The organism is Flavobacterium sp. DG1-102-2, assembly GCF_033042555.1.
Taxonomy (GTDB): domain Bacteria; phylum Bacteroidota; class Bacteroidia; order Flavobacteriales; family Flavobacteriaceae; genus Flavobacterium.
Map to the genome: position 1 here is coordinate 1 of NZ_JAWLIK010000004.1, position 12941 is coordinate 12941.

Genomic DNA, 12941 nt, shown 5'->3' on the forward strand with positions numbered 1-12941 from the left:
TACTGCAATTTGTGGGAGAGTATGTCGTCGCCTTTCTTTTGAAAACCCTATCCAAACAGGATAGGGTTTTTTGTTTTATAACAAATTTAAAGTTTTTAGTTACTTTTTTTTAGTCTTAAATGTATTAGTTAGCTTTTTTTTAACTAATATTAACTTCTCTTAACTAACACATAATACTGAAATTAAGTTTGTTAACTTTTATTTACAATACTTCCTGTAAGAAGTATATGATGAATTCAATATTGTATTTGTTATTGCTGGTTTTTACTCCTGTCTGTGCTCAGCTTCAGGGATTTAATCTTCAGGTGACAAGTACGGACGAAACGTGCTCCGGTAATGGTACTTTATCTTTTAATGTTTCGAATACTACTCCAGGCGCTACAATCATCTATACAGTATATAAGCACCCTGATCTTGCTAATCCTATTTCCATTTCGAATTCTAATTTTTTAGGAAGCCTGAGTTCAGGGACGTATAAAATTATTGCTACACAAACTTTAGGTCAATCGACCAGCACGCAGGAAGCGCAGGCAACAATTGTTCAATCCCTTACCGGTGTAGATTTTAGTTTGAGTGTAGCTAACCAGGCTTGTGTTAATGATGCTAAAATTATCGTCACGGTAACCGGTGGCGCAGCAAGTCTATACGAAATAATATCCGGACCTGTAACAGCGCCTCTGCAAGAATCAAATATTTTTGAAGGTATTACGCCCGGTCTGTATGTAATTCGTGTATTTAACGAATGTGGCGATGCTAATGTTAAGACGATTACAGTAACCGCAAATAGTACTCCTCCGATTGTTTCTGATCCGGTATATAGCTTTGGTGTAGATAGCGACTGCGATACTACCACAATTACTAACACTATCACTTATGGAGAAGGCGTGGCTGTAAGCTATCCCGTTACGATTAAATACACACTAACATCACTAAATGGCGATCCGCCAATTGTTGTTACAGAAACATTTGAAAGCGGCGATACCGTAGAATTTTCGGTTACAGAAACTTTTCCTTCCGGGGATGGTTACACGTATAGTATGGAAATTACCGATGGGTGTAATTCAACTTTTACAAAAAGTGGTATGTCGCTCAATCCTGAGCTTGATATTATTTTTACACCCAATATAATTCTTCCCTGCGGGCAGCATTATTTTACGCTTAATACTGTAAATTTTGTACCTCCCTATACATTAGAATTTGTTTTGAAACCCGAAGATTTTGATCCTTCTGCTTTTAATTCTCAAATTCCCGGGCCATTTGATTTTAATACGTTAATTTTTGGTAGCAAAGAACAGGCGGTGCCTGAAGGTAATTATGAGGTTACTGTTGTAGATGCCTGCGGTAAAACCAAATCATTAGAATTTGTTATCTCTGATGAAGAGCCTGAAGCCTCTGCAGGAGGTTCGAGTGATGGATGTCTTTCAAATTTGGGAAAGATAGGTGTGACGGTGCCTGATAGAAAAATTGTGTCTGCTGAAATTTTAGAAGCACCGGATGATTATCTGCTTAATCATATACTACCTGAAAATGTTACGAACAAGATAAACGGAAGCGGCCAGCTTGTTTTAATAAATATGCCAATTGGCGATTATGTTATAAAAGTGATAGATGAATGTGGTAAAGAACATAAGGTGGATGCAAATATTCCTATTTTCGAACCGAAAGGTTTTCTGCCTACGGCGATGACAGGTTGTGCAGAAAATAGCGGCGCTATTAGAGTAGTTAGCGAAAACGGCAAGCTTACTGAAATGGCAATTATTTCGGCACCGGAAGAATTTCAGGAAGCATTCCCGTTTGATGTTAGTTCGTTTATTGATGTAAATGGTGTATTCTATATGGAAGGATTTCCGCCGGGTGACTATACACTTTCAGGTAAGGATGCATGTGGTATGGAAGCCGATGTCCAGATCACTATTAACGCAGGTACGCCTCCGGGTAATGCGGTTATCTTTACCAGGCTATGTGGGTCTTATAATTTAGGATTGGCAGATTCTCAAACGCTCAATTTGTCTGTACCACCTACTTATTGGCTTCAAAAAAATCTTGATGCAGCTAATGACATTTGGGGACATCCTGTAACCAATATAGTTTATACTGAAGGTACGCTTCCAACAACTGATAATTCTATTTCTATGAATAACGGTGAAACGTTATATGGATTAGAATATGAAGGTAAATTCAGAATCATAAAACATTTTGAAAGTTACGTAAGCCCAAACAATATAAAAACCTGTTTTGGTGCACTTGATACGTTTGAATATTACGACGGTGTTACAGTAAAAAGCGTTTACAATATTTCATGCTACAGTGCCGGAGCTATTTATGTAGATGCTACAGGCTTGGCACCGCTACATTATACTATTTCGAAAAAAGACGGACAGCCCTTTGCCCTTGATAATGGTAATGATAATGTGTTTACCGGTCTCGAGCCGGGAATTTACGAGTTTGTTGTGGAAGATTCCTGTGGATATATTGGCAGGATTGAAGTAAACATAAGGTTGCTGCCCGAACTGACAAATGCCAATGATCCGGGTGATATGCTTATTTGTATTGAAGAAACCAATGGTTCTTTTTCTGCTGAATTTGATCTGCTGACTCAAAATAGTGAAATCCTCGACACCCAGCCTGCGGATCTATATACAATTACGTACCACTCTACTTATGAGGATGCAGATAATGGTGTAAACGCTATCCCTACGTTACATACTAATACAGCAAATCCACAGATTATATACGCACGCCTTATTCATAATTACATTCCATTGTGTCATGATATTGTTGCCTTTAATCTAAGAGTATCTAAATATCCTGTACTAAAGATGGTAACGGATTATATTTTGTGTGATGATGAAACGAAGAAGACACTGGTTGCCGATCCAGGTTTTAATAGCTATTTATGGTCGACGGGGGAGACAACACAGTCAATAACAGTCAATGAATCCGGTAAGTACCAGGTTACGGTGGGGAATGAATTCAATGGTATTATTTGTGAAACTACAGCTGACGTTTCTGTTAGTATTTCGGGCCCGCCAGAATCGTGGGACATAAAAGTAGAAGACTGGACAGCCGAGAATAATCGTATTGTTATAAATGCGACAGGTAAGGGTTATTACCAGTTCTCATTAGATGATAAAACGTATCAGGATTCGCCAATATTTGAAAAACTGAAACCAGGAATCTATACCGTGTATATTAAAGACAAAAATGATTGCGGCATGGTTTCTCAAAGGATCGTGTTGCTGAATTATCCTAAATTTTTTACCCCAAATGGCGATGGTATGAATGATAAATGGCGTATTGAATATTCCTGGTTAGAGCCGGAAGCGCTGATTTATGTTTATGATCGTTATGGAAAACTTATTTACGCGTTCACACCCATTGATCAGGGTTGGGATGGAAGTTTTAATGGTGAAAAATTGCCCTCTACCGATTATTGGTTTGTAGTGAAACGAAAAGATGGCAGAATCCACAAGGGCCACTTTTCCATGATGCGATAATTCTACAATCCTTATTGTGGAAATTCTACACGATTGTGTAGAATTCTACACTTTTATTCATATTCTACATTTTTTTTATTCTCCCAAAAAGCCTTTATTTTAAGGGGTTTTAAGTTTTTATTGGCGTTAGGATGTTTTGGTATAATTATTTCATATGGGTATAGCATCTGACCGATACAACAACAGAATGAGAAAAATGCTCTTGATTATAATACTGGCAACAGTGGTTAATGTGAATGCAGCTTCGATTGATTCTGTAACTCAGGGGTACCAAAAAATTGACAATACACAGGTGCCTGTAAATGTGCTTAAGAATGTAAGTTCAAGATATAGCGGATATGTTTTAAATAAATCATATTCATCTGGAAACGGAATTTTAAAATTAGTACTAAGCAGGTCAGGAAAAACGGTAAGTGCTTTTTACAGGACAACCGGACAATTTATTAAAACAAAGCCGAATCAGGCATAACGACATATAGTAAGGTGATTGAAGAATTTATTCTTCGAATAGAAGGAGACGGGAGCGTCTCCTTTTGTTTTTATTAACACATTCTAAAATTCAAAACCATTACATTTGTACTTATTTATATAACTGATGAGTTCTAAGATACTGGTAATTGACGACGATACTGCTTTCTGCGTAATGCTTAAAACTTTTTTGCAAAAAAAAGGTTTCGACGTTATAAACGCTTTTACCGGGCAGGATGCTGAAGAAGAAATTAAAAAACAGGTTTTTGATATTGTTCTTACAGACATCCGCCTGCCGGACAGTGACGGACTTAAAATACTTAAGCTCGCCAAGGAAAAAGCACTTGAAACCCAGGTTATATTAATGACAGGTTATACAGATATCAAAACGGCTGTAAATTCTATAAAAGACGGCGCTTTTGATTATGTGGGCAAGCCAATAAACCCCGACGAAATACTCCACACCATTGGGCTGGCACTTAATAAAAAATCATCTAAAGAGACTGTTGTTTCCAAACCTTCGGCGAAAGCCAAGCCTTCTGCCTCTCCATTATCATTTGTAAAGGGTATCAGCAGCGATTCTCAAAGGCTTCATGAGCACATAGAACTAGTTGCACCAACAAATATGTCGGTACTTATTATCGGAGACAGCGGAACAGGTAAAGAATATATTGCACAATCTATACACGTATTGAGCAAAAGGGTGGAAAAACCGTTTATTGCGGTTGACTGCGGCGCTATACCCAAGGAATTGGCTTCGAGTGAATTCTTTGGCCACATCAAAGGCTCATTTACGGGGGCAGTTACCGATAAGACAGGCCATTTTGAAGCTGCTAACGGAGGCACGCTATTTCTCGATGAAGTAGGAAATCTTTCCTATGAAGTACAGGTGCAGCTTCTGCGTGCGCTTCAGGAGCGCAAGATAAAACCAGTGGGAAGCAACCACGAGGTTAAAGTAGATATAAGGGTTATTGCCGCAACCAACGAAGATTTGAATGAAGCTGTGAAAAAAGGCGACTTTAGAGAAGATCTTTACCATAGGTTGAATGAATTTTCTATAAAAGCACCAAGGCTGGCTGAAAGAAAACAGGATATCATGATGTTTGCCAATCACTTTTTAGCCCAGGCAAATGACGACCTTGAAAAGGAGGTGGAAGGTTTTGACCAGGATGTAACCGACCTGTTTAAAAACTATGACTGGCCGGGTAACCTGAGAGAAATGAAAAACATCATTAAACGTTCTGTGCTGCTGGCAAAATCTAACCTGATCCATCTTGAGGTTCTTCCTAATGAAATGCAGGAGGCTTCAAGAGAATCTACAATGCTTTCGGGTTATGCAAAGGCAGATGAGGAGCAGGCTATAAGACAGGCATTAGAGAAGGCAAACTTTAATAAGTCTAAAGCAGCAATTTTGCTTGATATAGACCGTAAAACCCTTTACAATAAATTGAAACTTTATAATATAGATCTTTAGTATATTATTTATCGAAAGCTTTACACAGCGTATCCAGGCGATTACAAATGTCGTCTATATAGTCTTCTAATACTTCCCAATCCATGTTGTAGGTTCTTTCCTCAAGAGGTACAAGTAGCTCCACAATGCTGTGTACTTCCATTTGTTTTAGCATCGGGATCATTTTGTGCGCAACTTCTGCAAGCTGTTGTGCATCCTTATCTTTTATCGCTTTTATAAGTGCTATACAATTTTCTGTAACGCTGTCTTTAAAGGTGTTCAGGATTGTCTTTAACGATTCAGGGTCGTTATAGGTAAATTGCGAAAGGCTTCGTAAGTTAAACAGCGGTTTTTCTTCGGTCTCTTCCGTTTTAATTTCGGCAATTATTACTGTCTCTCCACCGAAAAAATGCGAAATAAGGTTTAGTAACTGTTCGATTTGGACTGGTTTAGGATGATGCCCGTTAAAGCCATTATCCGTAAAATCTGTGGCAGTTAGATTTCTTTTTCCAGACAACGCAATGACAGGAAGTGTGGCGATAACTTCGTTTGCGCTGCTTCTTATTTGTCGTACAAGCTCAAAACCATCTACCGTAGGCATTTGAATGTCTGTAAGTACAATGTCAAATGTTTCGTTTTCAAGGAGTGAAATTACGGCAGCTGCATTTATTTCGGTCCTTACCATTACCGGGTAATTTAAAAGCAACTCTTTCATGAGCGCGAGCTGCATCTTATCGTCATCAATAATAAGTATTTTTTTGCCGTTTAACGCTGGATAAAGATGTGCTGTTTCCTTGTTTTCTGTTTCCTCTTCGTCTGAGAAATTGCTGCCTGATGGAATGCACGGAATAACTATGGTAAAAATAGACCCTTGTCCTTCTTCACTTTCAAGAATTATTTCCCCGTCAAGCAATTCAAGTATCCTTTTAGAAATGGTAAGCCCAAGACCTGTACCACCAAATTTTTTCTCGATACCCGAATGTGCCTGTGTGAATTCTTTAAATACGTCACCGTGTTTTTCACGCGATATGCCTATACCGGTATCCAGTACAGCGATGTGGATATGGTTATCTTCAATTTTGCTTATAACTTCTACAGACCCCTCTGGTGTAAATTTAATAGCGTTGCTTATTAGGTTAGTAAGAACCTGCTTTATGCGATAAGGATCTGATATGTAATTGCCATTCAGTTCGTCACTTATATCATAATTGAGTTCAATACCCTTATTTTCTGCCATCGGTTCAAGTGTTTTGCAGGTGTTCTCAATAAGGTTCTTAATATTGAAACTGGTTTTTTCTATAGAGATCCTGTTGTTTTCTAACTTTGAAAAATCGAGCAGATCATTAACGAGTTTAAGGATGTAGTTTGCGGACTCATTAATATTGTTAAGGTACTGGCTTTGCTTCCCGGTAACCCCCGAGTTTTTAAGCAGTTCATGGAAACCAATGATACTGCCAAGGGGTGTCTGCAGATCGTGGGTAACCGTAGCCATAAGCATAGACTTTGTTCTTAACAGCTCTTCGTTTTCATGGTTAAGGACTTCCAGTTTTTTCCTGTAATTTTGATTTATGGTAAGGTCACGAACAATTATCCATGCAAATATTATCAGTATAAATAATGTTACGGCGCCTATCCAGGCAATATTTTCTATCGTTGCCCTAAGGCTTGACTGCGACTCACGCATTTCGTGATAAACCTTTTGTGAAAAATCCTGTTCTACCGATATAAGTATCGACCTTAGCTGGTCTGATATTATCCTGTTTTCATCAAGAAGTTTCTGCTCCTTTCTAAACAGGAGCAGTTTTATTTTGTTATCCTTATCAATAAGGTTTCTTAGCTTGAGTTCATAAACCATAGCGAAAGTATCTATAGATACATTTGCCCTCGTGAGCGAGTCCCTTAATTCCGGTGTTATGATTGCGTCTACAGCCTTTTGCCATGAATGGCGTTTGGTAATTATTATAGGCTTTAATGTACTGGCAATAGAATCTTTTGTGTTGTAGATGTCGTCTATACCCTCTTTGTAGGTGTTATAGGTGCCATATTTTTTTCTGTACTTTATAAGGTTTATAATACTTATCCTCTTTCGGTTGATAAGTAGCTGGATCGAATCAAACTTAGGGGCCTGATCTTGGTCTACAGAATTTTTTATATGTTCTACCTCGACAGAAATACTGTCTATTAGGTTGCTGTATTTTTTAAAATCATTCGGCTTACCTGTGAGTATAGAATTACGTCCTATAGCTTCGGAAGCATAGAGATTAGCAATGGTTTTACTTATGTTGAGGATTTTTTTGTTTTCGTCGCTGCTTTGGCTTGGTTCAGCAAGTCTCGATATTTCAGTGTAAACCAGCCAAACAGAAAAAGCTGCTATTGCAAATAGCAGCACATATCCGGCGATAACTTTATACTTTACAGCTTTAGGTTTATGTACCATGAGATAAAAGTAGTAGATTTTATCATCTTAAGGAAATGGTACAATGGTAATTTTAGATAAAAAAGACATTAACTTTTAACCATTACCCTCAGGAAGTTAATTTCGTCTTTCAGGTGTAGTATCTCAGCTCTCAGGCTTTCTACAAGGATATCGTAAACCTCTTTATTTGCATTGGTAAAAGAAGCAGTTTCTTCTTCCGGCACTTCATTCAGTACTTCACTAAAAAGATAAGAAATATTCACGTTTAGAATTCTTACTATCTTAAGCAGTTTAACTACGTTAAGCCTTCTGTCGTCTTTTTCTAAGCGGCCATAGTTACTTTGTGTCACATCAAGCTGATGCGCCATTGTTTCCTGTGTTATGCCCTTTTCTTCCCTTAGTTTTTTAATTCGCTGGCCAATAATATTCATTGTAATGTGGTTTAGTTGGATGGTATTAAGTAAAAAAGAATTTATAAAAATTTAAGTATTTTCTTCTAAAGTTAATCTTATATTTGAACCGTCTAATTTGGACAATAACAATTGCCACACCTTACACCGGTTTTTTGTTTTTGCCCGCTCGGACCTTAAAAGACGCTGAGTCATTATTTTAGCCCGCTATTTTATATAAAAATAGCAAACGTGTCCAACTGCGAAGTGGTAATGGATTAAAATTCGACGTAATGCACTTTTTTACCGACGAGCGTAAGTAAAAAATGAATATATATCTATTTTTTGATAGTTATATATTAACTGAAATTAGTTTACTTAACATCTAAATTACTTTGTGTAAAAGGCATGAAAATTTTAATTTATGACAGTCAGTTTGCTTACTATGAACTGATAAAAAGCAACTTTTCTGAAAAGAATGATTTTATATTGTATAATCCTGAAAATAGCGAATTATTTGATAAAGAGTATGATATGCTTATGTTTTTTCTTTATGATGAACTTGAATTGCTAAGCTTCATGAAACTCTACAAAGACAGCGTACCGGTTTTGCTGGGGCTCTCGCAAATGAACAAAGTCAACGATTCGAAGCTGGAAGGGAATATTTATTATCTGCATTTAGATAAACTCAAAAATGAGATAATAAACGATGTGCAGAATATACTGGATAAAGTATATGTGAGCTAAAAAAAATAAAGCCCCGTATGGGGCTTTATTACTGTTATTTATCCTGCGATTATTGACCTTGAAATTACGATCTTCTGGATTTCAGAAGTTCCCTCATATATCTGTGTGATCTTGGCATCGCGCATAAGGCGTTCTACATGGTATTCTTTAACGTAACCGTTACCTCCATGAATTTGTACCGCTTCAATTGTAGTGTCCATTGCCACCTGAGATGCATATAGTTTTGCCATTGCACCACTAATGTCGTAATTGTTATGCTGGTCCTTATCCCATGCTGCTTTCATGCATAAGTGGCGTGCTGCTTCAATGCTTACTGCCATATCGGCAAGTTTAAAGGCAATTGCCTGGTGATTGCATATTTCTGTTCCAAAAGCTTTACGCTCTTTAGAATATTTAAGGGCAAGCTCATAAGCCCCTGCTGCGATTCCAAGTGCCTGAGACGCTATACCTATCCTTCCGCCGGCAAGTGTCTTCATGGCAAATTTAAACCCGAATCCATCTTCGCCAATCCTGTTCTCTTTAGGGACCTTAACATCGGTAAACATTAAAGAGTGTGTATCAGAACCACGAATACCAAGTTTTTGTTCTTTAGCACCTATTTCAAAACCGGGCATGCCTTTTTCAAGGATAAGGGCATTGATTCCTTTATGCTTTTTATCGGTATCTGTTTGTGCAATTACCAGGTAAACATCAGCAGTGCTGCCGTTAGTTATCCAGTTTTTAGTACCATTTACTAAGTAATGGTCACCTTTGTCTATAGCTGTTGTCCTTTGAGAAGTTGCATCAGAACCCGCTTCAGGTTCAGAAAGGCAAAATGCACCTATTATTTCTCCTGTAGCAAGGCGTGTAAGATATTTTTGTTTTTGTTCTTCTGTACCAAAAGTCTGAAGGCCCCAGCAAACAAGCGAGTTGTTTACTGACATAACTACTGAAGCTGAAGCATCAATCTTAGAGATCTCTTCCATGGCAAGCACATAAGAAATCGTGTCTAGTCCGCTTCCCCCATATTTAGGGTCTACCATCATACCAAGAAATCCAAGTTCTCCCATTTTTTTGATTTGCTCAGTAGGGAAAATTTGTTTCTCATCTCTTTCAATAACACCCGGAAGCAATTCATTCTGTGCAAAATCACGCGCAGCTTGTTGAATCATCAAATGTTCTTCAGTAAGTTTAAAATCCATAACAGTTAATTATTATTTTTTGTTTTATTGCGCCCAAATGTAGCTATTAAATGTGAAATTTTCAATATGAATGCTTAATTTTAGCCTCGAGATGAAAGAAAACTATAACGTTGTAGGAGTAATGTCAGGAACTTCGCTGGATGGCGTAGATCTGGCACATATTTTATTTGAATTTAAAGACAGTAAATGGCAATTTTCTATAGAGAAATCGGCTACAATTCCATATTCCCATGAGTGGGTGGAGCGTCTTAAAACAGCTATTAGCTTCGATGAAAGTGAACTGAAATTGCTTAACGAAGAATACACCCAATTGCTTGGTGGTATTATAGCAATTTTTATAGATAATTATAATTTAACGGGACTTGATGCAGTTTGCTCTCATGGACACACAATACTCCATCAGCCACAAAACGGATTTACACTCCAGATAGGTAACCTGCCGGAAATTGCCTCAATAATAAATCAAAAAGTAGTTTGTAATTTCAGGGTGCAGGACGTGCAGCTGGGCGGGCAGGGTGCACCACTCGTCCCGATAGGCGACAGGCTGTTGTTTTCTGCTTATGATTACTGTTTAAACCTTGGTGGATTCTCAAACATCTCTTTTGAAAAAAGTGGAAATCGCATCGCATTTGATATTTGTCCTGTTAATACGGTGCTTAACTTTTATGCAAATCAGTTAGGGTTTGAGTATGATACAGGTGGTAAGATTGCTTCAAAAGGTTTTGTACAGGAAGCATTACTCGAAGAACTTAATAACCTTGGTTTTTACAAACAGGATTTTCCTAAATCACTGGGCTTTGAATTTGTTAAGGAAGTGGTGCTTCCTTTAATTGAAAAATATCCTGCGTCAGCGGAAGACAGGCTGGCAACTTTTACAGAGCATATCGCTGTTCAGATAGCAAATGTTATAAATGCAAAAGGTAAAGGAAGGCTGCTTATAACCGGTGGAGGAGCCTATAATACATTTTTGATTGTTCGTCTTAAGGAGCTCCTTGCTGATACAACCGTTACCATTCCCGACGATAAAATCATACAATTTAAAGAAGCACTGATTTTTGCCTTTTTAGGTGTGCTTAAATTAAGAGACGAAATTAATGTACTGAATAGTGTAACGGGAGCAAAGAGAGATCACAGTTCAGGTTATGTATTCCTTCCTTAAAGAATACCCATCTTTTTGATTGCCTCTATAAGTTCATGATCATCACCACCTTTGCCCTGTAATAGCATGTTTTTCATTTGTGCCTTTCTTTTTTCAATGGCGCTTAATGAAAGCGGTACATAGTTAGGGATATTTTTGGTTAATATACCTTCAGACAGCCTCATAAGTATCTGCTTGTCGTAACTGTCAAGCTTATAATTGTCAAATACTTTATCCTTAAGCGATTTTACTATCTTATTGCTTAAGTAGGTGTCACCTGAGTATACAATCTTAAATGCATTGAGGAACTCATCAATATCAATGTCACTTTTACATAAAATTCCCTGGGGGTTTATTTCTTTAATAAGCCTGTCTACCAATGATGCTTCACTGTGCATGGTGAGGATTATTATCAAACAATCCGGTAACGTTTTACGTATGAGGATTCCCAGGTCTAGGCCTGAGAAGATGTTTTTTTCTGCATATGGTGGGAGGCTAAGGTCAAGGTAAGCAACCTGAAATTTAGTTCCCCCGGTTTGAGAATCAGTTATTAGGTTATAAGCCTGCTCACAATCCAGCGCTTTTGTAAAAATAAGATCAGTGTCTTCAAATTCCTCTTCAGACAACACGTTAACGTAGCCATTTACCGTCATGGGATGGTCGTCAACAATCAGAATATTCAAATCTTTACGCATAAAATGGTTTTGTTAGGGCATTACAAAATTAACAAAAATTACGGTTTTCCCGTAAAATCGTAAAATCAAATATATCTATATTGCGCAAAATTTTCTCAAAATATTTCGTGCAATACTCTTATTTAATAGTAGACGACAACAAGACAAATATCCAGGAGACCTTGCGTAAATTCGAGGAGTTCCCGGACTACTATTGTGCCGGTATAGCAGAAAACAAAGATGATGCCATTAATAAGATTCTTGAGCTTCAGCCTCAGATAGTTTTTCTTGAAATCAGTCCTAAAAACAAGAAAAGTAATCTTTCTTTAAATATAATCACAGAGTTATATCGCTTTATAGATAATGTACCCTATTTCATCGCCCTAACTGCATCGTCCAAACTGGCATTTGAAGCTATACAAGCGGGCGTCTCTGACTACCTGCTGGCACCATTAAGCCAGTTTGATCTTAGAAAAAGCCTGCTTAAATTTCAAAAGACAAATCCTGCGGCGGCTAACGGGACCATTTGCATAAGGTCCTATGGCGATTATCAGTTTATATCGCTTAATGATATCGTATATCTTAAGGCAGATAATAATACGACCGACTTCTACCTGCAAAATGGCAGAAAGCTTACAGCATATAAAACGCTTAAACATTACGAAACCAACCTTCCCTTTTATTTTTTCAGGATTCACAACAGTTATATTGTGAACATCAATTTTGTGTCAAGGATTAATACAGGAAAGTCACTATGTTATTTAAATAATAGTGATCTTTCCATATCCTTTTCCAAAACATTTAAGGATAATGTAGATACAATTATCAGGAAAATTGCACCTGAATATCTATAAAAGCAGTTTTTTTACGCTTTCCTATGTCATTTTTGAAGTTTTTAACAAATTCTGAATTTTTTAAATTCTGAATAAATGGCTGTATTTTAGTTGTTTAGTGTTTTTAGGTGTCCATTTAATGACA

General features: G+C 37.4%; 10 protein-coding genes. 6 read left to right on the forward strand and 4 right to left on the reverse strand.

Annotated features, from left to right (window positions below):
- The first annotated feature begins 227 nt into the window (after positions 1-227).
- The 3 genes from R1T16_RS07200 (at position 228) to R1T16_RS07210 (ending at position 5439) form a co-directional block, all read left to right on the forward strand.
- A complete protein-coding gene (locus tag R1T16_RS07200) occupies positions 228-3497 on the forward strand; it encodes a T9SS type B sorting domain-containing protein (RefSeq protein WP_317500427.1) in 3270 nt (1089 codons plus the stop codon).
- 154 nt (positions 3498-3651) lie between these two features.
- A complete protein-coding gene (locus R1T16_RS07205; protein WP_317500428.1) occupies positions 3652-3966 on the forward strand; it encodes a hypothetical protein in 315 nt (104 codons plus the stop codon).
- 126 nt (positions 3967-4092) lie between these two features.
- Positions 4093-5439, forward strand: coding sequence for a sigma-54 dependent transcriptional regulator (locus tag R1T16_RS07210; RefSeq protein WP_317500429.1), 1347 nt, complete (start codon positions 4093-4095; stop codon positions 5437-5439).
- Positions 5440-5443: 4 nt separating this feature from the next.
- Here the strand turns inward: R1T16_RS07210 and R1T16_RS07215 are convergent, their stop codons facing one another.
- On the reverse strand, positions 5444-7855 hold the full coding sequence (locus R1T16_RS07215) for a hybrid sensor histidine kinase/response regulator (RefSeq protein WP_317500430.1): 2412 nt from the start codon (positions 7853-7855) through the stop codon (positions 5444-5446).
- 68 nt (positions 7856-7923) lie between these two features.
- Positions 7924-8265: a helix-turn-helix transcriptional regulator gene (locus tag R1T16_RS07220; RefSeq protein ID WP_317500431.1), complete on the reverse strand. Its 342-nt coding sequence runs from the start codon at positions 8263-8265 to the stop codon at positions 7924-7926.
- Positions 8266-8631: 366 nt separating this feature from the next.
- On the opposite strand from R1T16_RS07220, the gene R1T16_RS07225 reads away from it, so the two are divergent.
- The gene (locus R1T16_RS07225) at positions 8632-8970 is read left to right on the forward strand and encodes a hypothetical protein (protein ID WP_317500432.1); all 339 of its coding nucleotides are present in this window, start codon (positions 8632-8634) and stop codon (positions 8968-8970) included.
- Between the two features lie 38 nt (positions 8971-9008).
- Here R1T16_RS07225 and R1T16_RS07230 read toward each other — a convergent pair whose 3' ends face one another.
- On the reverse strand, positions 9009-10151 hold the full coding sequence (locus R1T16_RS07230) for an acyl-CoA dehydrogenase (RefSeq protein WP_317500433.1): 1143 nt from the start codon (positions 10149-10151) through the stop codon (positions 9009-9011).
- A gap of 91 nt (positions 10152-10242) precedes the next feature.
- Here R1T16_RS07230 and R1T16_RS07235 point away from each other — a divergent pair, with 91 nt between their 5' ends.
- Positions 10243-11310 (forward strand): anhydro-N-acetylmuramic acid kinase, encoded by a 1068-nt coding sequence (locus R1T16_RS07235; protein ID WP_317500434.1) that lies wholly within the window; start codon positions 10243-10245, stop codon positions 11308-11310.
- Here the strand turns inward: R1T16_RS07235 and R1T16_RS07240 are convergent.
- Positions 11307-11984 (reverse strand): response regulator, encoded by a 678-nt coding sequence (locus tag R1T16_RS07240; RefSeq protein ID WP_317500435.1) that lies wholly within the window; start codon positions 11982-11984, stop codon positions 11307-11309. The two genes, R1T16_RS07235 and R1T16_RS07240, sit on opposite strands and share 4 nt — an antisense overlap.
- A 107-nt stretch (positions 11985-12091) precedes the next feature.
- Between R1T16_RS07240 and R1T16_RS07245 the strand changes: the two genes are divergently transcribed.
- Positions 12092-12817 (forward strand): LytTR family DNA-binding domain-containing protein, encoded by a 726-nt coding sequence (locus R1T16_RS07245; protein WP_317500436.1) that lies wholly within the window; start codon positions 12092-12094, stop codon positions 12815-12817.
- Positions 12818-12941: the final 124 nt, after the last annotated feature.

Coding starts and splice junctions, on each gene's coding strand:
- R1T16_RS07215 (WP_317500430.1), bottom strand. CDS start 7,855: ATGGTACATAAACCTAAAGCTGTAAAGTATAAAGTTATCGCCGGATAT.
- R1T16_RS07200 (WP_317500427.1), top strand. CDS start 228: ATGATGAATTCAATATTGTATTTGTTATTGCTGGTTTTTACTCCTGTC.
- R1T16_RS07220 (WP_317500431.1), bottom strand. CDS start 8,265: ATGAATATTATTGGCCAGCGAATTAAAAAACTAAGGGAAGAAAAGGGC.
- R1T16_RS07210 (WP_317500429.1), top strand. CDS start 4,093: ATGAGTTCTAAGATACTGGTAATTGACGACGATACTGCTTTCTGCGTA.
- R1T16_RS07205 (WP_317500428.1), top strand. CDS start 3,652: ATGGGTATAGCATCTGACCGATACAACAACAGAATGAGAAAAATGCTC.
- R1T16_RS07230 (WP_317500433.1), bottom strand. CDS start 10,151: ATGGATTTTAAACTTACTGAAGAACATTTGATGATTCAACAAGCTGCG.
- R1T16_RS07225 (WP_317500432.1), top strand. CDS start 8,632: ATGAAAATTTTAATTTATGACAGTCAGTTTGCTTACTATGAACTGATA.
- R1T16_RS07240 (WP_317500435.1), bottom strand. CDS start 11,984: ATGCGTAAAGATTTGAATATTCTGATTGTTGACGACCATCCCATGACG.
- R1T16_RS07235 (WP_317500434.1), top strand. CDS start 10,243: ATGAAAGAAAACTATAACGTTGTAGGAGTAATGTCAGGAACTTCGCTG.